Source organism: Flavobacterium frigidimaris (assembly GCF_002217275.1).
Lineage (GTDB): Bacteria > Bacteroidota > Bacteroidia > Flavobacteriales > Flavobacteriaceae > Flavobacterium > Flavobacterium aquidurense.
On sequence record NZ_MUGV01000001.1, the window covers coordinates 97,841 to 118,892 of the forward strand.

At 34.0% G+C, this 21,052-nt stretch carries 17 protein-coding genes; 12 read left to right on the plus strand and 5 right to left on the minus strand.

Translation table 11 applies throughout. The features are described 5' to 3' along the window. The first annotated feature begins 217 nt into the window (after nt 1-217). The 7 genes from B0A65_RS00450 to truB all read left to right on the plus strand — a co-directional run bounded on the left by B0A65_RS00450 (nt 218) and on the right by truB (nt 6,919). A complete protein-coding gene (locus B0A65_RS00450) occupies nt 218-565 on the plus strand; it encodes a winged helix-turn-helix domain-containing protein (RefSeq protein ID WP_074660873.1) in 348 nt (115 codons plus the stop codon). Nucleotides 566-652: 87 nt separating this feature from the next. Beyond that, complete coding sequence (locus tag B0A65_RS00455; RefSeq protein ID WP_074660871.1) at nt 653-3,208, plus strand: TonB-dependent receptor; 2,556 nt, start codon at nt 653-655, stop codon at nt 3,206-3,208. 12 nt (nt 3,209-3,220) lie between these two features. After that, nucleotides 3,221-3,814 (plus strand): molybdopterin-dependent oxidoreductase, encoded by a 594-nt coding sequence (locus B0A65_RS00460; protein WP_074660869.1) that lies wholly within the window; start codon nt 3,221-3,223, stop codon nt 3,812-3,814. A gap of 304 nt (nt 3,815-4,118) precedes the next feature. After that, nucleotides 4,119-4,994 carry a cell division protein FtsX gene (locus B0A65_RS00465; RefSeq protein WP_074660868.1) on the plus strand — a complete coding sequence of 292 codons (876 nt, stop codon included), beginning with the start codon at nt 4,119-4,121 and terminating at the stop codon, nt 4,992-4,994. A gap of 81 nt (nt 4,995-5,075) precedes the next feature. Beyond that, entirely contained in the window at nt 5,076-5,333 is a 258-nt protein-coding gene (locus B0A65_RS00470; RefSeq protein ID WP_074661028.1) for a DUF3098 domain-containing protein, read from the plus strand. Between the two features lie 93 nt (nt 5,334-5,426). After that, entirely contained in the window at nt 5,427-6,224 is a 798-nt protein-coding gene (locus tag B0A65_RS00475; RefSeq protein WP_074660866.1) for an undecaprenyl-diphosphate phosphatase, read from the plus strand. Further along, on the plus strand, nt 6,224-6,919 hold the full coding sequence (truB, locus tag B0A65_RS00480; RefSeq protein ID WP_074660864.1) for a tRNA pseudouridine(55) synthase TruB: 696 nt from the start codon (nt 6,224-6,226) through the stop codon (nt 6,917-6,919). The genes B0A65_RS00475 and truB overlap by 1 nt, the downstream gene beginning before the upstream one ends. 371 nt (nt 6,920-7,290) lie before the next feature. Here truB and B0A65_RS00485 read toward each other — a convergent pair whose 3' ends face one another. Further along, entirely contained in the window at nt 7,291-7,908 is a 618-nt protein-coding gene (locus tag B0A65_RS00485; protein ID WP_074660862.1) for a thioredoxin family protein, read from the minus strand. A gap of 191 nt (nt 7,909-8,099) precedes the next feature. On the opposite strand from B0A65_RS00485, the gene pyrH reads away from it, so the two are divergent. The 3 genes from pyrH (at nt 8,100) to B0A65_RS00500 (ending at nt 12,061) form a co-directional block, all read left to right on the plus strand. Further along, nucleotides 8,100-8,807: a UMP kinase gene (gene pyrH, locus B0A65_RS00490; RefSeq protein WP_026983543.1), complete on the plus strand. Its 708-nt coding sequence runs from the start codon at nt 8,100-8,102 to the stop codon at nt 8,805-8,807. A gap of 75 nt (nt 8,808-8,882) precedes the next feature. Then, a complete protein-coding gene (gene frr, locus B0A65_RS00495) occupies nt 8,883-9,446 on the plus strand; it encodes a ribosome recycling factor (RefSeq protein WP_074660859.1) in 564 nt (187 codons plus the stop codon). Nucleotides 9,447-9,565: 119 nt separating this feature from the next. Then, on the plus strand, nt 9,566-12,061 hold the full coding sequence (locus B0A65_RS00500) for a DUF5686 family protein (protein WP_074660857.1): 2,496 nt from the start codon (nt 9,566-9,568) through the stop codon (nt 12,059-12,061). A 138-nt stretch (nt 12,062-12,199) separates the two neighbouring features. Here the strand turns inward: B0A65_RS00500 and B0A65_RS00505 are convergent, their stop codons facing one another. The 4 genes from B0A65_RS00505 to B0A65_RS00520 all read right to left on the minus strand — a co-directional run bounded on the left by B0A65_RS00505 (nt 12,200) and on the right by B0A65_RS00520 (nt 16,599). Then, nucleotides 12,200-14,470, minus strand: coding sequence for a cation:proton antiporter (locus B0A65_RS00505; protein WP_074660856.1), 2,271 nt, complete (start codon nt 14,468-14,470; stop codon nt 12,200-12,202). Nucleotides 14,471-14,583: 113 nt separating this feature from the next. After that, the gene (locus tag B0A65_RS00510) at nt 14,584-15,303 is read right to left on the minus strand and encodes a LytR/AlgR family response regulator transcription factor (RefSeq protein ID WP_074660854.1); all 720 of its coding nucleotides are present in this window, start codon (nt 15,301-15,303) and stop codon (nt 14,584-14,586) included. Beyond that, a complete protein-coding gene (locus B0A65_RS00515; RefSeq protein ID WP_074660852.1) occupies nt 15,266-16,027 on the minus strand; it encodes a sensor histidine kinase in 762 nt (253 codons plus the stop codon). Before B0A65_RS00515 ends, B0A65_RS00510 begins: the two co-directional genes overlap by 38 nt. A 242-nt stretch (nt 16,028-16,269) precedes the next feature. Then, nucleotides 16,270-16,599: a DMT family transporter gene (locus tag B0A65_RS00520; protein WP_074660851.1), complete on the minus strand. Its 330-nt coding sequence runs from the start codon at nt 16,597-16,599 to the stop codon at nt 16,270-16,272. A gap of 181 nt (nt 16,600-16,780) precedes the next feature. Between B0A65_RS00520 and B0A65_RS00525 the strand changes: the two genes are divergently transcribed. After that, a complete protein-coding gene (locus B0A65_RS00525) occupies nt 16,781-19,165 on the plus strand; it encodes an efflux RND transporter permease subunit (RefSeq protein ID WP_074660849.1) in 2,385 nt (794 codons plus the stop codon). 408 nt (nt 19,166-19,573) lie between these two features. Then, on the plus strand, nt 19,574-21,019 hold the full coding sequence (gene asnS / locus B0A65_RS00530) for an asparagine--tRNA ligase (protein WP_074660847.1): 1,446 nt from the start codon (nt 19,574-19,576) through the stop codon (nt 21,017-21,019). Nucleotides 21,020-21,052 lie beyond the last annotated feature (33 nt).

Sequence of the window (21,052 nt, forward strand, 5' to 3'; positions counted from 1 at the left end):
ATTTCGTTGACAAACAAATAAAATAACAAAATACGTATTTTAAATTAAGTAAAAATACTTATATTTACATTTTAATACGTAGAAAAACATAATTTTCCCAAACAATTGCAAAGCAATAAGTTCCGCAGGAACGACCTATATTGTAGGGCTGGACTTCAGTCCAGTTTAAAATAAAGAATAATAATGCCTATTTTTGAATAGCATTAAAAAAATTAAAATGGCTGACAGCAAAAAATACAAAGTTGAAGTTCGGGTTTGGATTGAAGAAACTGAAGGCGCCTTTTTAGGAATTGGAAAAATCTGGCTGCTTGAAAATATTCGAAAAACAGGTTCTATAACCAATGCGGCCAAAGAAATGAAAATGGCGTATCGTCAGGCCTGGCAATTAGTGGAAGAAATGAATCAGCGTGCTGAAAGTCCTTTAGTAGAAAAACTGCTCGGTGGAAAAGGCGGTGGCGGTGCAAAATTGACAGAAGCCGGAGAAAAAGCGATTACTGTTTTTTACGAAATTGAAAAACGCATTAAAGAATTTGCTTTAAAAGAAACCCAAAATCTAAAATTTTAAAACGCATTAATTTCATTTAAAAAACCAAAACCATTTTTTTTAATCATCAGTATTCATTTTAAAACATACTGAAAACTAACCAGGATTATGAACCAAAAATTATATCTGATTTTTCTTTTTATAAGTCTAAAAACCTTTTCTCAAACAGAAAAATCAAAAATAATTCAAGACAGTGTTAAAAAAGAAGAACTCAATGAAGTTGTTATTACTGCTTCCCGTCGTTCTGAAAATTTGATGCATTCTCCTATAAGTATCGAGCAGTTAAAATCGGCGGAAGCCAAAAAAATGGGATCTGCCACTATTTATGAAGCTCTTGAAAATGTAAAAGGTGTTCAGATTATTACGCCTAGTTTGGGTTTTAAAGTCATCAACACAAGAGGTTTTGCCAATTCGACAAACGTTAGATTTGCGCAATTGGTTGATGGAATTGATAATCAGGCACCACATTTAGGCGCACCAATTGCCAATGCGCTTGGAGCGAATGATCTCGATATTGATAAAATCGAAATTATTCCGGGAACTGCAGCCGCTTTGTACGGAATGAACGCCATTAATGGTTTGGCGAATATTCAGACTAAAAATCCATTCGAATATCAGGGTGTAAGTGTTCAGCAATTAACCGGAGTAAATCATGTTGGCAATATTGATCGGTTTTCACCGAAAGTCTATTCACAATTTAATTTAAGATTTGCGAAAGCCTTTAGTGAAAAATTTGCGTTCAAAACAAACATCTCAACTACTGGAGGAACCGATTGGGTTGCTGATGACCGAACTGATTTAGCGCCACTTGCCAATGCTTCAACAAATTTATTTGGGACAGATAATCCTGCTTACGACGAAGTGAACGGTTATGGAAACGAATCGGCGAACAGAAAAACATTAAATCTAAATGGCAAAAATTATGTTGTTGCCAGAACTGGATATCGTGAAACCGATATTTCTGATTATGAAATCAAAAATTATAAGGCTGACGTTGGTTTTTATTTTCGTCCAAAACAAGGACACGAATTAGCGGTAACGTATAAAACTGCTTTAATCAACACGATTTACCAGCGTTCGAACCGATTTCGATTAGACAACTACAACTTAAATCAATACGCTATTGATTATCACACTCCTGTTTTTCAAGTCAAAGTATACGCCACAACTGAGAACACGGGAGACTCTTATAACATGCGTTCATTAGCAGAAAATATGGATCGTGCTTTTAAATCGGACGACAAATGGTTTGCCGATTATTCAACAGCTTATAAAAATGCAATTACGAGCGGTGCAACAGTTGCCGATGCACACAGGATGGCGCGAAATTCATCAGATCAGGGAAGATTTACACCAGGAACAGAAGCTTATGAAAACAAGAAAAACGAATTAATTGACATCAACAATTGGGATATTGGCGCAGCTTTACGCGTAAAATCAACTTTAGTTCATGGTGAAGGTTTGATTAATTGGGACAAAGCTTTCGCTTCTTTCTTCGAAAAAATAGACGCCAAGTTATTGAGTGGCTTCGATTACAGAAATTACATTATTGTTCCGGACGGGAATTATTTCATCAATCCGGTAAATGCTTCTGAGAATTTAACTTACCAAAAATATGGTGGATTTACACAATTGACAAAAAACTTATTTCAGGAGAATTTAACTTTGGGCGCTACTTTAAGAATTGACAAAGCCGATTATTTTGATGCTACATTTACGCCTCAATTTACCGCAGTTTATGCTCCAAAAGAAACCATAAGTTTTAGAACATCTTACCAAACCGGTTATCGTTTTCCGAGTATTTTTGAAGGATTTTCTAATGTGAATTCCGGCGGCGTGAAACGTGTGGGAGGCTTGAGAATTATGTCTGACGGAATTTTCGAGAATTCGTATACCAAAGCTTCCATTGATAAATTTCAGGCACAAGTTAATACGGATGTCAACTCAAATGGTTTAACTCAGGCAGCTGCAATTGAAAAGAATAAAAATACGATTCAGAAAAATCCTTATACTTATTTAGAGCCGGAATTTGTAAAATCTTTTGAGTTTGGATTTAGAGGAATGACCTTAAATAGAAATCTTTTTATTGATGCCGATTTTTATTACAACTCGTATGAAAATTTCATTGCTCAGGTTGAAGCCAGTGTTCCGAATACCAATGATCCGAACTTAATTCCGACTGCTTTATATTCCAAAAACACTCAAAACCGTTATCGCTTATGGACAAATTCTAAAAGTAAAATTTACAATTACGGAGGAAGTTTAGGCTTAAAATATCGAATTGATCAGACTTTTACTGCTTTGACAAATGTTACGTTCACAAAATTAGACCGAACAGATGACAAAGATGGTTTGGAAGACGGTTTCAATACGCCAGAATTTAACGTGAACGGAACTTTAATAGCAAACAATATCTGGAGAAATCTTGGTGCAAGCGTAACGGCGCGTTATCAAAACAATTTTGATTATGTTTCTTTCTTAGTAAGCGGAACTGTTCCAGCCTATTGGTCAATGGATGCACAAATGAATTATGGTTTCAAAAAAGGAATTTCGGCAAAATTAGGAGCCACAAATCTTTTGAACAAACCTTATACTTCAATTTTGGGAGGACCTTCAATTGGCGGATTATATTATTTATCTTTAGTTTGGGAAACAAAAATTTAAATCAATCATAAAATGAAAACACAAAATTACATTCTAATACTCTTTATAGCATTTTCTTGCACCATGTGTAATTCTTCTAAAAAGGAGGACAAAACTGCGGTTGAAAAAATTACTTCAACAGAAAAAGAAGGCGAACATATAAAATTAAGCCCTGCTGATAGTTTAAAATTAGTCAATCATGAAATTGAAATAAAAGGAGAAGTTGAATTTCCGCTTCAATTAAGTATTGATTCTTTACGCAAAATGAAAGTTGCAACAATTTCCAACTTCAAAATAATTGGTCAAAACGGTGATATCAAAAAAGACGATAAAATTTCGAAAGGTGTTTTATTGAAAGATATTTTAGAGAAAGCCAAAATCAAACAAAACGGGCATAAAGACCGTAACTTTTACATCGTTGCCAGAGCTTCTGACGATTATAAAGCCACTTTTTCATGGGCAGAAATTTTCAATAATCCAACCGGAGAAAACACTTATGTGCTTTTTGAAGAAAATGGAAAACCGGTTAAAAATGGCGAAATGGTTTTGATTTGCAAAAACGATATCAAAACGGGACCACGTCATGTTTATTGGTTAAAAAGCATCGAGGTTTACAAAGTAAAATAGTTTTTTTTAGATACTAAGGTACTAAGATTCTAAGCTGCTAAGATTTATAATAAATTAAGCTAACATATTTCACGCAAAGTCGCGAAGTCGCAAAGAATATAAAAACTTTGCGACTTCGCGACTTTGCGAGATTAATAGAAAAACTTTGCAAACTTTGAGCAAAACTTACCGCACTTTGCGCTTAAATACCGTTTTTATTAAATATCTAATCGTATATTTATGGTAAGAAAGTTAAAACTTTGAACGTTATTAACTTCAAATAAAGAAATACTTTATTATTTTTACCACATAATTTAAGCATACTATGAGTTCCAACTTTGATAAATTTCAAAAGCGCAGGTTAATTTCCTCTTATTTTTCGGTTGTATTAAGTGTTTTTCTGGTACTATTCCTTTTAGGAGTACTGGGATTATTCATTATCAATTCTAAAAAACTGGCAAATGATTTTAAAGAAAAAATCGCAATGACGGTTTTCTTTAAAAACGAAGCTAATGATAGTGTTATCAAAGCATTCAACACCGAATTGAAAAGGTCACCTTTCGCAAGATCTTATGCTTATGTTTCTAAAGAAAAAGCAGCAAAAGAACATACTGATATTATCGGAGAAGATTTCCTGACGTTTTTAGGAGAAAACCCATTATTGAACTCTTACGACATTCACCTAAAAGCGGATTATGTTGAAAGAGACAGTATTTCTAAAATTGAAAGCAGTTTGCGTCAAAATACGATGATTGAAGATATTGTTTACGACAAACAATTGGTAAATCTGGTAAATGACAACATCAAAAAAGTAAGTATGTGGATTTTGATTATCAGCGCTTTCCTTGCAATAATTGCTGTTTTATTAATCAATAGTTCATTACGTTTATCCATTCACTCTAATCGTTTCATCATCAAAACCATGCAGATGGTTGGGGCAACAAAATCGTTTATTCGTAAACCTTTTGTAATGCGTAGCGTGAAATTAGGAATGTTAGGTGCCGGATTGGCAATTATTGCTCTAATTGCACTATTGCTTTATGTAGAGACTAATTTCCCTGGATTAGGCATTTTAGAAGACAAAGTTTTAATCGGATTGGTATTATTAGCTGTTTTCGGATTAGGCGTTTTAATTACCTGGGTAAGCACGCACTTCGCAACACAACGCTTCCTGAATTTAAGAACAGACGATCTTTACTAATTTTAGATTACAGACTTTAGATTTAAAAAATAAACTCATAAAACAGAGGATGAGATTGCTTCGTTCCTCGCAATGACAAAAATGAAAAACATTAGTAATAAAGAAGAACAACAACCTCAAAAACAAGAATTCCTTTTTGATGGTATCAATTACAAAATCTTATTAATTGGAATTGGTGTAATCGCCCTTGGATTTATCTTAATGTCCGGTGGAGGAAGTGATAACCCGAATGTTTTTAATGAAGATGTTTTTAGCTTCAGACGTATTCGTTTAGCTCCAACAACTGTTTTAATTGGTTTTGGAATCACGATTTATTCGATCTTCAAAAAATCAAAATAAATAGATTTTCTGGATTATGACTGTCATACTGAGCGTAGCCGAAGGACAACAATCTAAAATCTAAAATCTAAAATCTAAAATCTAAAATTCTACATGAATACATTACAAGCTATCGTTCTTGCCATTATTGAAGGAATTACAGAATTTCTGCCTGTTTCTTCAACTGGCCACATGATTATTGCCTCTTCTTTTTTCGGAATTGCACACGAAGACTTTACAAAACTTTTTACGATTGTTATTCAGCTTGGTGCTATACTTTCCGTTGTTGTTTTATATTTCAAACGTTTCTTTCAAACACTTGATTTTTACTTCAAACTTTTGGTTGCTTTTATTCCGGCCGTGGTTTTAGGTTTATTATTAAGTGATTTTATTGATGGCTTATTAGAAAATCCAGTTACCGTTGCGGTTTCACTTTTAATAGGAGGAATAATTTTATTGAAAGTAGACGAATGGTTCAACAATCCAAATACTGCAGAAACATCTCAGGAAATCACGTATTTACAAGCTTTCAAAATTGGTTTATTCCAGTGTATCGCCATGATTCCCGGAGTTTCACGAAGTGGCGCAAGTATTGTTGGAGGTATGTCGCAAAAATTATCAAGAACAACCGCTGCGGAATTCTCCTTCTTTTTGGCTGTTCCGACCATGTTGGGTGCCACGGTAAAAAAATGTTACGATTATTACAAGGATGGATTTGAATTATCTCACGACCAAATTAACCTGTTAGTTATTGGAAACGTGGTCGCTTTTATTGTAGCACTTTTAGCGATAAAAACCTTCATTGGATTTTTGACTAAAAATGGTTTTAAAGTTTTTGGTTATTACCGAATCATCGCCGGAATCATTTTACTGTTAATTCACTTTTTCATTCACCCGCTTACGATTATATAATGACAACTGAAGAATATTTAGACGGACAAGTTTTACTGATAGACAAACCTTTAAAATGGAGTTCGTTTCAAGCTGTCAATAAATTAAAATACCTTTTAATCAATAAAGTTGGGCTTCCAAAAAAATTTAAAATTGGACACGCCGGAACCTTAGATCCTCTAGCGACTGGATTATTATTGATTTGTACCGGAAAATTTACCAAAAGAATTTCTGAACTTCAGGGTCAGGCCAAAGAATACACGGGAACTTTTTACATTGGAGCCACTACTCCATCGTATGATTTAGAAACAGAGATCGATCAGACTTTTCCAACAGAACATATTGACGAAGCTTTGATTCATGAAACCGTAAAACAGTTTTTAGGCGAAATAGATCAAAAACCGCCTATTTTTTCAGCTATAAAAAAAGATGGTGTTCGCTTATATGAGCACGCACGCGCTGGAGAAACAGTAGAAATTGCCAGTAGAAAAACCACAATTCACGAATTTGAAATTACCAGAATTGCATTACCTGAAATTGACTTTAGGGTAGTTTGCAGTAAAGGTACCTATATCCGTTCCTTAGCTTTTGATTTTGGAAAAGCTATGAATTCCGGTTCGCATTTAACTGTGTTACGCCGAACTAAAATTGGGGATTACGATGTAAAAGATGCGATCGATATTACTTTGTTTGAAGAAAGTCTCAAATTGGAATAAAACAAAATAGCACATTACGGAATGAGGCGATAGTAATGTGCCAGCTTCTAAAATAATTTTGTTTTCCGTACTTGTTTTTTGAGATTAATAGTGCGTCATATTTTTCCCTCCAAACAATAAACCTGAAATAAAATCGTAAAATTTGTCGAATAACTTCATCATGACAGTGTATTTTAATTGTTAAACATTAAATAAACACCAGTAAAAAGAGTAAATCAAAAAATAATAATAGAAGTGGGATTATGACAACAAGGTACAAAATATTATAATCAGAAAAAAGCATTTTAACGGATTATTTATTACTAAAATTCTTATTTTCAGTAAATTAACCTAAAAACAAGAGATTTCAACGATTTATTTTACAAAAGGCCTTACAATCGATTGTACTTTATATTTTCCATAATCTCAACTAATTCTTCCTGAACCGAAGTTCCTTTATCAGCCAGATACCATAATTGTAGATCGGTTTTGATTTTTTCATCAATTACTCCAAAATCCCTTTTATAATTTGCCATTAACTCCGTCGCGCCTTTTGGTCTTGGTCCCCAATCTGCACGAACAATTCCCGCTTCTTTGCAAATCACAATCACTTTTGGAATAGCTCTTCCACCATTTGTCAAATAATGACTCATTAATTCGTCATTTTCATCGCGTAAAACAATTCGAAGATCAACTTTTTTATTTGATTCATTTGCCATTTTATGAATGACAGGAAGTAATTGAGCAGCGTCTCCGCACCAACCTTCGGAAATCACCAGCCAAATATAATGGTTGTATAAATTTTGAAGTTTTGTTATTGTTTCTTCCGAAATTTTAATCGTTTTTTCCAATCGATTCATTCGTGCTTCATTAAGACTTGTATAGTGCGTCAAACTTTCAGATTGGTCGTTACCTGTTGATTTTCCCTCAGATAATAAATCGGTTACTAATTTTCGATATTCGTCATAAGAATGACTGTTGAATAATGCTTTAGCTACAATACTTTTCATTGTTCTTTCGTTTTGGTTCTATAAATTTAAGCATTTTAAAAAGACAACCAAACGTGTTTTGTCTGATTCAACAGAAATAACTTTAAAAAGTCTTTCAGAATTTAAATATAAAAGAGCAATTAATTTTTTGTAAACATTATTTTTAAAAATCAGAATATGTCTATATTTGCACAAATTAACGCAACACAAACATGAAATATAAAAGAATTCTTCTAAAACTTAGCGGCGAAGCCTTAATGGGTGATTTACAATATGGAATTGACCCTAAAAGATTAGCCGAATATGCTGAAGAAATTAAGCAAATTCACAGTAAAGGAGTAGAAATTGCTATTGTTATTGGAGGAGGAAATATTTTTAGAGGCGTTGCTGGTGCAAGTGCCGGTATGGACAGAGTACAAGGCGATTATATGGGAATGCTTGCAACCGTAATTAACGGAATGGCTTTACAAGGCGCACTTGAAGACAAAGGAATGAAAACTCGTTTGCAGACGGCTTTGAAAATGGAATCTATTGCAGAACCCTACATCAAAAGAAGAGCCGACCGTCACCTTGAAAAAGGAAGAATCGTAATTTTTGGAGCCGGAACCGGAAATCCATATTTCACAACTGATACTGCTGCTGTTTTAAGAGGAATCGAAATTAATGCTGATGTTATCCTGAAAGGAACTCGTGTTGATGGTGTTTACGACTGCGATCCTGAGAAAAATGCTTCTGCAGTTAAATTTGATTTCATTTCGTTTGACGATGTTCTTAAAAAAGGATTAAACGTCATGGATACTACCGCTTTCACATTAAGCCAGGAAAATAAATTACCGATCGTTGTTTTTGATATGAACAAAATTGGAAATTTATTAAAAATCTGTGAAGGTGAAAACATCGGAACCGTTGTAAATATATAGTCATCAGTCGCAGTTTACAGTCACACTTGTTGACCTTAACTGAAAACTGAGATTCAAAACTGAAAACTTAAAAAAATGAGTGAAGAAATAGATTTTATATTAGAGAGCACTGAAGAATCAATGAATGGCTCTATTGCGCATTTAGAGAAAGAATTCCTAAACATTCGTGCAGGAAAAGCTTCTCCTGCGATGTTAGGAAGTGTTTTTGTAGATTATTATGGATCTGCAACTCCGCTTTCACAAGTATCAAAAATTAGTGTTCCGGACGCAAGAACAATTACTTTGCAGCCGTTTGAAAAAAACATGCTTCATGTTATTGAGAAAGCGATTATGGTAGCTAATATTGGCTTCAACCCAATGAATAACGGAGACATGATTATTATCAGCGTTCCGCCTTTGACAGAAGACCGCCGTAGAGATTTGGCTAAACAGGCAAAATCTGAAGCAGAGGACGCTAAAATTGGTGTTCGTAACGTACGAAAAGATGCTAATACTGATATTAAAAAATTAGAAAAAGAAGGAACTTCTGAAGATGTTTGTAAATCGGCTGAAGAAGAAGTTCAAAACTTAACGAATGCTTACATCAAAAAAATCGATGAATTATTGGCTACGAAAGAAGCTGAAATCATGAAGGTGTAATTTTTATTCAACATAAATTAAAAATCCGTTTGGTTAAATTATACCAGACGGATTTTTTTATTCTTATTTTTGCATACCAAAATTAGAATGTTTTCGTTTTTGAAACTATAATCCTCTGTATGAAGCTATTTTGTTTATTGACTTTGTTTTTCACGCTTACTATTCAGGCGCAATTTCAAATAAACGGAATTGTAACTGATTCAAACAGAAAACCTCTTCCGTTTGCCACAATCACTACTTTAGACAACAACAATACCATTACAGACGTTGACGGAAAATTTGACCTGAAAATCAATGCAAAAACCAGTACTTTTTCGGTTTCTTACATTGGCTTTCAAACTAAAATTGTTGCTTTAACAGATCATAAAAAGTTTTATTCAATTTCACTTTCTGAAAAAACAGATGATTTAAAGGAAGTTTTTGTTTCTAATGAGAATCCGGCTTTAACGATTATAAAAAAAGTTATTGCAAATAAGAATCTAAACAATCCGCAAAAAAAACTCAGCAGTTTTGAATACAAAACCTACAATAAACTTATTGTTACGGCCAATCCGGATTCTATTGATGGCCGAATTGATTCCTCAGCAGCCTATAAAGATTTCAATAAAAAAACGATAAACATAGATTCATCAGACTATAAGTTTAAAGAAATCATTAGTAAACAACATTTATTTCAAACAGAAAAAGTGTCTCAATATCAGTTTGGTAACAACAAGCTGAAAGAAACTATTCTCGGTACCAAAATGGCAGGTTTTAAACAACCTGTTTACGAAATCATTGCTTTCAATTTACAATCTATTTCAGTTTATGGCTCGAAATATGAATTGTTCGAAACGAAACATCAGAGTCCAATTGCAGATAATGCATTTTCAGATTACAACTATAAATTACTCGACACAGTTCCGATACAAGGCCGGAATACCTACATGATTTACTTTAAAAACAAGAAAAAAAGAAAATCAAACGGACTTGAAGGTGTTTTGTACATTGATCAGGAAAATTTTGCTGTCGCGAAAGCGGTAATGCGAATAAAAGGTGTCCTGGATATCAGCGGCATTCATGAATTTGAATATGTACCGAGTGAGAAAATCTGGTTTCAAAGCAAAACTACTTTCAAAATTGTAAAAGGAAAAAATAATGATGATATCAAGATTCTGGGTGGAACTATTCAGTTTGACGGAGATGTTGAAGACAATTTTGAACCCAGAAAAAAATCAGCTTCAGATTTCACCTATTTACTTTCTGAAAGTAATAATTTCGACATTCATTACAATACCAACACACCCATAAAAAATCCATCACTTTATATCGAAATTAAAGACGATGCCAGTAAAAAACCAGAAGAATTCTGGAATACTTACAGAAAAGAAAGTTTAGACTTAAAAAGCCAGAAAACGTATCAATTACTAGACAGTATTTCGATAAGTAAAAGAATTGAAAAGCGTTTAGGTCTTGGACGAAAAATCATAAACGGTTATTTGCCTATTGGACCAATTGATTTGGATTTAAAGAAAATTATAAGTTACAATAATTACGAAGGATTTCGTTTAGGCGTTGGCGGAATTACAAATGACCGTTTTTCTAAAAACTTCAGAATCGAAGGTTATACCGCTTATGGAACAAAAGATGGTGTTTTTAAATACAGTTTAGGTTCTGGAGTTTTATTGGATAAATCAACCAATACCTGGCTTAACGGATCCTACACTGACGATGTGCGAGAGATTGCAAGTACCGTTTTCGCGGTCGACAAACGGGTATTCAAAATTTACGATCCACGTCCCATTAACATTAGTACTTTTTACAAGTACATTAGTTGGAAAGCAAATGTACAGACAAAAATAATTCCGAAAACCGAAGCTGTTTTTGAATTAGCACGAACATACGTTGAACCAAAATTTGATTATTTATATAATTTAAACGGACAGCTGTATTCGAGTTATGTCATGACAACAGCTATGGCCTCGATTGTTTGGGCGCCATTTAGCGATTTCATGCAAACGCCAACCGGAAGAACTGAAACCGACAAAAGATTTCCGAGATTTACTTTTCAATTCACACAATCTTTACCGAATGTTTTAGAAAATGATTTTACTTTCAGCAAAATAGATTTTAAAACAGAGTATGAGAAAAAGTACCTAAACGGACAAAAAACAAGCTTGCTTTTACAGGGAGGTGTTGCGATGGGAGACGTTCCTATTACACACCTGTACAACACAATGCCAAATAACCTGACTAAAGAAACTGTAATGCAACGTATTACTTTTGCCGGAAGAAACAGTTTTGAAACTATGTATTTTAATGAGTTTTTTTCTAGCCAATATGTATTTTTTCAAGTTAAACACGGTTTTGACCGAATTAGAATCATGAAAAAAGTTCGTCCTTCCTTGGTATTAGTAACAAGAATGGCCTGGGGAAATATGGAAAAACCAGAACAGCATGTTGGCCCGGCTTATAAAACATTAGACAAAGGTTTCTTTGAATCAGGAATCGAATTAAACCGAATTTTCAAAGGTTTCGGTTTAGGCGGCTTTTACCGTTACGGACCAAATCAGTTATTAAAATTTGAAGATAATATTGCGGTTAAGATTTCTTATGTACTTGATTTGGGATTGTAAATTAAATTCCAATCTTTTAAATTCCAAATTCCAATCACAAGCTTTCAATAATTATACTAAAAAGAGAAAAACAAAATCCCAAATTCCAATTTATGAAGATTGGAATTTGGGATTTTTTAAATTGGAATTTTTAAAAACTTATGGTTTCAAAATCAAAACCGAAGGTGTATTATTCAACCAAATGCTTTGTGATTCGATCAATTTTTTCCAACTGTCTAAACTGATAATCATTAAATTTTGTGTTTCTAAAAACTCTTTTTTAATCGTTCTGTCGTGCATAATCATAATATGATTGGGCGCAATTTGTTCGATTGAACGTATACTTTCCTGGATATCACGAGTATTTTTCACTTCGCCACTTGCATCTAAAACTGTAATTTGAGATCCGTTATTGTTGATCAATTTCTTGGCGTATTCAATTAAAAAAGAATCTTCTTTACTAAAAATCGGCATGAAGATTTGATTGACTTCTTCTAAATCCTTATCAATAAAAATCCCGACCGGCATTTTGCTTTTAGCAATAATATGACGTGTTCTTTCATCAAAAGGAGAATTTTCAAAGAGCCCTTCTTTTCCGGTAAACTTATCAATCAAACGATCCGGATTTACAATTCGTGTTGTAAAACCAAGAATTTTTCCAAGCAAAGTACCGTCAAAAATAGATTGCCCCAGACCCACCAACAATAAATCATATTCACCTTGATTGGCTGTATCAATAATGTCTGTATCAATATCATTAGTCACTTTAAAAACACTGACCATATTTTGATTTAAGCGCTGTGATTCTTCAATAACCGGTACTAACATTTTACGTTCGTGATCTTTGACGTCAAAGGAGTGTATTTCAGTACTCAACGATAAGTGCATTGCCGTTACGATCGAATTGTCTCCTTGCTTTTTTACTAAACTGTTCGCAATCTGCAATAGTTTTTTCCCTTTTTCAGGAGTTGCAAACGAAAGTAAAATCTTGTATTTGCTTTTGTTTCCAATTTCCTCGGGAACAGTCGTAACCTTATCTTTAAATATAAAGTTGATAAAATCTAAGGCCGGCCCTGTCATAAATGTCGTTACCAACGCCATAATAACCATCATGGTAAATATTTCAGTAGAAAGAACGCCTAAATCATAACCGATATTTAAAACCACTAATTCCATTAAACCACGTGTATTCATCAAAGCACCAATGGCTAAACTGTCTTTCCAGTTTTGACCTACAAATTTTGCTGCCAAAGCACTTCCTAAAAATTTACCGGTTACGGCAACGGCAATAATTACGGCAGTAACTTTCCATAAATAAGGATCGTTTAGCAAGCCAATTTGCGTACGTAAACCAGTAAAAACAAAGAACAATGGCAATAAAACGATGATGGAAACATCTTCTACTTTTTCAATAAAAATATTTCTGAATTTATTATTTTCCGGCATAATTGCTCCGGCTAAGAAAGCTCCAAACAAAGCGTGAATTCCGATTAATTCTGAAGCATAAGCAGAAAACAAAAGTGTTAAAAAGAAAATGGCGACAACTGGTTTATTCAAACTTTCACGAGTTGAATTCAAATCACCTACACGTTTTAAAAACGGGCGAACTATTTTCAACATTACAATTACATATAAAATAGCCAAGCCAATAACATATAAAGCACTTGTAAATGAACCTGCTTTTACAATCGCAATTACAACGGCTAAAATACACCAGGCCGTAATGTCATCTGCAGCGGCACAGGTTATGGCAATCGTTCCGAGTTTTGTTTTTTGCATGCCTCTTTCCTGAACAATTCTGGCCAAAACCGGAAAAGCCGTAATACTCATGGCAATTCCCATAAACAATCCGAAAGACGAAAACTCTACTCCTTCAGGCGCAAAAGTTCCGTATATAAAATAGGCGAATGATAATCCTAAGGCAAACGGAATTACAATACTGGCGTGACTGATTACAACCGATTCGTGCGCTTTATTTTTCAATACTTTCAAATCCAGCTCCATTCCGATAACGAACATAAAAAGGATCAAACCAATCTGGCTCAGGAATTGTAAGTTTCCTAAAGATTCTTTTGGGAATAAAGCTGCAGAGAATTCCGGAAAGTACATTCCGACCAAAGAAGGGCCTAAAACAATTCCGGCAATCATTTCACCAATTACAGATGGCTGCCCAATTTTTCTGAAAATCCAACCAAATAAACGTGCGACTAAAATTATGGTTACAATCTGAGCCAATAAAATGGCCAATGGATGTTGCAAATTTTCGACCATAGAATGCAGAAAATCATTCCAATGATTGCTTTCAATTTGTTTATGTACGATTCCGCGGCCTACTTCAAGTGAAGCACCTTTTGAAATTACCCAATAAATCAGAGCACCGAAACCTCCAATAATGGTTACATAAAATAAAGAGTTTTTAATGTTATTCATAACTCGTTTTTTTGATTTATTGCCGCAAATATCAGCACTGAAAGTGTAGTGAAAAAGTAAATTTACACCTAATTTTCAATCTATGTAACAAGTCCGAAAAACTTTGTAATAAGTTAGATTTTGACCTTTTTTAAAAAGTCAGAACGATAGGTTTCGCTCAAAATCAAGTTAGTATTTTTATTATTTTCTTCCAGATGATGCAATACAATTTCGTTATGATTAAAGAATTTGATTGCTTTTACAGCCAGAATTTCTTTTTTATTTATTCGGCAGAAATCGGCTTCCGGTAATTCTTTTAAAAGCGTATCAAATTTAACGTTTTTAAGATTCAGAAAACTCCCATCAGTCAGCAAAACAGTTTTATCGCGGCTGTCGCTAATTGCGGTTTTGATATATTGAATTTGATTAAAATACAACAAGGTCTTTCCTTTATCTGTATTCAGCTGAATAAATTGTTTTGCTGTATCTGGTTTATTGAAACGTTCGTAAGCTTTTGAGATCGCTTTTTGCAAACGCTCCAGTTTTACCGGTTTTGTAATATAATCTACCGCATCAATATTAAAAGCTTCGGCTGCATATTCTTTATACGCCGTACAAAAAATTACCAATTTATCATCTAGCATTTCAGCCAAATGCAAGCCGTCAATTCCCGGCATTTCGATATCTGAGATTAATAAATCAAAATCGAGATTCGGAATTTCGGCAAGAAGTTTTTCAGGATTATTGAACGTTTTTACGATTTCTACCTCGGGAATTTGTTCACAAAGCATTTTCAGGTACATCAATCCAGGCAACTCATCGTCCAGCAGCAAGCATTTCAGTTTTGTATTCAAGTAAATCTATTTTTAGATGGGCAATATAAATATCATTTTCTACGAATCGGTCCAGTTTAAAATTATTCTTATAAATAATTTTAAGACGATGTTCTAAGGTGGCATGGCCGTAACCGCTTCGCTCCTTTTTTAATACTTTTTTATCAGAGATTTTATTCGAAACCGTCATCGAAAAAGCATTGTCCTTGAACTCAAAAACAACCGAAATAAAAGCATCTGCACTTTGAAGATCGGCATGTTTAAAGGCATTTTCAATTAAATCAATCGAAATTAACGGCGCCAATAAAGGTTGTTCGTATAATTTATCTTCTTTGTTGATGTTGGTTTTGATCTTTAATTCAAAAAGCGGACTGATTTTGATTTTATTGATTTCGATCAGATTCAGTGCAAAATCAATTTCTTCTTTAGCCGTGACAAATTTCTTTTTGCTTTCGTATAAAATATAATCCAAAACATTAGCCAGTTTATCCAAAGCAAAATATGTCTGATAAGCGTGCGACTGAATCGAATTCAAAATATTCTTAAACAAATGCGGATTTAGTTTTGATTCTAACGTTTCTAACTGCAAGTCATTTACTTTTCTTTCCAAAGCATAAAAACTTTCTTCGGCATCCTCTTTTGATTTTTTGACCTGCATCAATTGATACACCATTAAACAAATGATGGCAACCAATAATAAAATTATGGCTAAAAAAATAAAAGTGATGGTATTGTTTTCCTGCATTGTTATGTAAAGTTTTTTTGCCACAAGTTTGCTTCCCTTGTTCGCTATCGGGTCACAAATTTTCACAAATTAAAATGTCTGTGAAATCGGTGCGGTATTTTTTTTGCCACTCCCGATAGCTATCGGGATAAATGATTTTAAAGATTTTTTTAATCTGTGTAAATCTGTGGCATATTTTTCAAATCTTAAAGTTAATTTATCTGCATAAATCCATTTCATCAGCGTTATCAGTGTGCGATCATTTAATGACTGGAAACAAACTTCAACCCAATAATCGAAGCAATTAATGTTGAAAGAAAAAATATTCTCCAGAAAGTCGCCGGCTCTTTAAAGATAAATATTCCAACTAAAACGGTTCCAACAGCTCCAATTCCTGTCCAAACAGCATAGGCAGTTCCTATTGGTAATTCTTGTGTGGCTTTGTATAATAAAATCATACTGATCGAAAGACAGACAAAAAAACCTACCATCCAATACGTTGAAATAATTCCGGAGGTTTCTTTGGCTTTGCCCAAACAGGATGCAAATCCAACTTCAAAAAATCCAGCAATAATTAATAAAATCCAATTCATTTTCGTCTCATTTTTAAATTAAGTACAAATATGAGAAAAGCTAACGACTAAACAGCAAATAGCAAGAAATTTATCACAAACGAATGACTTGGAAATTTGTGTTAACATTAAGTAAAATACAATCGATTGTTTATGATTTAGAGCAGTTTTCACTACATTTGCAACCATTTTTAAAGATTTTATGAAAAACGCTATTCACGTTGGTTTTTGGGAAAAAGTTGCCCGAATCATTCTTAAAAACAGAATAACAATATTAATTTTAGTTGCTGCACTGACAATTTTCCTTGGTTTTCAATGGAAAAATCTTGCTATGACGTATACTGAAGCCAATTTACTTCCTAAAAATCACATTGCAAATAAAGATTATCAAAAATTCCTTGACAGATTTGGTGAAGAAGGAAACCTGATTGTAATTGGTTTTCAGGACAAAAAATTCTTCACTCCAAAAAATTATGCGGCTTGGAATGAATTGATGACCGGTTTAAAAAAAGCTAAAGAAGTTGATTTGGTCGTTTCTCTAAATGACTTAAAAAAACTGGAAAAAGATACTGTAAACCAAAAATTCGTTCTTAGTCCGTTTATTGATCAAAGTAAAACGGTTGATCCGGCTTATTTGAAAACCGTTCAGCACGATTTATTCAACAACCTTCCTTTTTACGAAGGATTGCTTTTTAATAAAGAAAGCGGAAGTGTTCGTTCCGCTATTTATATGAACAAAGCACTTGTAAATACAGCTGAAAGAAAGACTTTTATTCTGGAAAATTTAGTTCCGAAGATCGATAAATTTGAAAAAACAACCGGAATCGATTTGAAAGTTTCGGGAATGCCCTACATCAGAACGATTAACGCTGCGGATATGAAAGGCGAAATCGGATTGTTTATTGGAGCCGCTTTATTTACGGTTTCGCTGATTTTCTTTTTCTTTTTCCGTTCGTTCAGAGCAACTTTTATTTCAATTTGTATTTTGATTGTTGGCGTAATCTGGTCGTTTGGAACGCTTGGATTGTTTCATTATAAAATCACGATTTTAACAGCTATTATTCCGCCATTAATTATCGTAATCGGAATTACAAATTGTATTTTCCTGATCAACAAATACCAGCAGGAAATTAAACTACACAACAATCAGGCAAAGGCTTTACAGCGTATTATTTCTAAAATTGGAGTTTCGACTTTAATGACGAATTTAACGACTGCGATTGGTTTTGCTACGTTTATGATTACCGGAAACGATTTGCTTTTTGAATTTGGATTGGTGACTTCGATCAACGTAATTTCAGTGTATTTATTGACACTATTAATTGTGCCGATTGTATACAGTTTTATGCCGCTACCAAAAGAAAAACATTTATATCACTTAACTAAAACCTATATTTCAACTTTGTTGGATTTTGTAGAAAATGTGGTAAGAAACAAACGAAAAGTAATTTACACGATTTACGGTTTGCTTTTGGTTTTTAGCGTTATTGGTCTTTCGCAAATGAAAGTTTCAGGAAGTTTGATTGGTGAAATGCCAAAAAGTGCTTCGTTCTTTAAAGATATTTTATTCTACGAAAAAGAATTCAACGGAGTAATGCCGCTTGAAATTATGATTGACACCAAACACAAAAAAGGTGTTATGAAGGCGTCAACGATTCGTAAAATGGACGAGTTGCAAAATACAATTGAAGAAATGCCTGAATTGGCAAAACCGGTTTCGATTGTGAATTTGGTTAAATATTCGAAACAGGCTTTCTACAACGGAAATCCGGAATATTACCAATTGCCGACTTCGCAAGAGCAGACTTTTATTTTGGGTTATGCTAAAAACGCGACTAAAAACAGCAAAGAAAATTTAATGAAAGCTTATGTTGATTCGACCGGACAATATGCCCGAATCACCACTTTCATGAAAGATATTGGAACGGATGAAATGGCGAAAGTCGAGAAAAAATTACATTCAAAAATTGATGAAATTTTCCCGAAAGACCGTTATGAAGTTACCGTTACCGGAAAAGCATTGGTTTTCCAAAAAGGAACATCGTACCTGGTTGACAACTTAATTGAGTCGTTGATTTTTGCGATTTTAGTAATTGCGATTTTAATGCTGTATTTGTTCCGATCGTTCAAAATGGTTTTTGCATCGGTAATTACGAATGTTTTGCCGCTTTGCATTACATCTGGATTGATGGGTTATTTTGGAATTCCATTAAAACCTTCAACGATTTTAGTATTCAGTATTGCGTTTGGAATTTCGGTTGATAATGCGATTCAGTTTATGGCGAAGTACAAGCATGATTTAATTCAAAGCAATGGAAAAGTTAAAAAATCTGTTTTCAGTGCTTTAAGAGAAACCGGAATCAGTACTTTCTATACATCAGTAGTTTTAATTTTAGGATTTGCTACTTTCACACTTTCTAGTTTCAGCGGAACAATTGCACTTGGGGGATTAATTTCCTGCACATTGGCATTTGCGATGTTTGCGAATTTATTGGTTTTACCGGCTTTAGTTTTGACTTTTGAGAAGAAAAAGGCTAAGAAAGAGGATTTGGAGGGATTGGAAGAGAACACTAATTTCACGAATTAACACGGATTAAATAGTACTAACCTTTGTCAAAGTTTTGAACTTTGACAAAGGTTTATACACACAATTTTGGTCTTTGCGAGGAACGAAGCAATCTCACTTGCTAAATCAACTACTGCTTTTAGTCGTGCGGTTGCGTCGTTCCTCGCAATGACAAAAAAAGCGAGATATAAAATTATAAAGCAACAGTTATGCTCTTTTGAAAACTGGAGCCCTAGCCCCGATAGCAGCGGTATCCTTTTTAGGCAGTCGAAAATTTCTCGTTTACCGTAAACGATCTGCCTAAAAAGATATAGCGGATAGCGGGAAACAGCTTCAAAAATTAATTATTATCGTTTATATTTGCAATTCGATATAAAAAATACTGATTTTATTTAATCTAAAATCAGCAATCTAAAATCTAAAATTAAAATGAAACACACAAAAGTTAAAGACTTATTAAACAGTACGACGACGCTACAGGAAGTAAATGCAAAAGGATGGGTGAGAACTTTTAGAAATAATCAGTTCATCGCGCTTAATGACGGTTCTACCATTAATAATATACAATGTGTTGTTGATTTCGAAAATACTCCTGAAGAAACTTTAAAAAGAGTTACAACAGGAGCTGCGGTTTCTGTAACAGGAACTTTGGTAGAAAGCAAAGGAGCTGGTCAGAAATATGAAATTCAGGTTAAAACGCTTGAAATTCTTGGAGATTCTGATGCTGAGAAATTCCCAATGCAACCTAAAAAACACTCTTTGGAATTCTTAAGAGAAAATGCACATTTACGTGTTCGTACCAATGCTTTTGGAGCGATTATGCGTGTGCGTTCGGTATTGTCATTTGCGGTTCACAACTATTTTCAACAAAAAGGATTTGTGTATGTAAATACGCCAATTATTACAGGTTCTGATGCTGAAGGTGCAGGAGAAATGTTTAAAGTTACGGCTTTGCCTTTTGACAATACGCCAAGAACGGAAGACGGAAAAGTAAATTATAAAGAAGATTTCTTCGGAAAAGAAACGAACTTAACGGTATCGGGACAATTAGAAGGAGAAACTTTCGCGATGGCTTTGGGTCAGATTTATACTTTTGGACCTACTTTTAGAGCGGAAAATTCAAATACTTCCCGTCACCTTGCAGAGTTTTGGATGATCGAGCCTGAAGTTGCTTTCAACGATCTTGATGACAACATGGATTTGGCTGAAGATTTTATTCAGTACGTAATTAAATATGCTTTAGACAACTGTAAAGACGATTTGAAATTTTTAGAAGGAAGACTTTTAGAAGAAGAAAAATCAAAACCACAGGCAGACAGAAGCGAAATGGCTTTGTTGGAGAAATTGAATTTCGTTTTGGAGAACAACTTCAAACGTGTTTCTTATACAGAAGCTATTGACATTTTAAGAGATTCAACTCCAAATAAAAAGAAAAAATTCAGCTACATCATTGAAGAATGGGGAGCTGATTTACAATCGGAACACGAACGTTACTTGGTTGAAAAACACTTTAAATGTCCGGTAATTCTATACGATTACCCAGCAAACATTAAAGCGTTTTACATGCGTTTGAACGACAACACAGAACCTGGAAGAGAAACAGTTCGTGCAATGGATATCCTTTTCCCTGGAATTGGAGAAATCGTTGGTGGTTCTGAAAGAGAAGAGCGTTACGATGTTTTGGTAGAGAAAATGAAAGCCTTAGATATCGACGAAGAAGAATTATACTGGTATTTAGATACCAGAAGATTTGGATCAGCGACTCACGCAGGTTTCGGTTTAGGTTTTGAGCGTTTGGTATTGTTTGTAACAGGTATGACAAACATTAGAGACGTAATTCCTTTCCCGAGAACTCCAGGAAACGCAGAGTTTTAATCTAAGGTTCTGAGATACTGAGGTTCTGAGGTT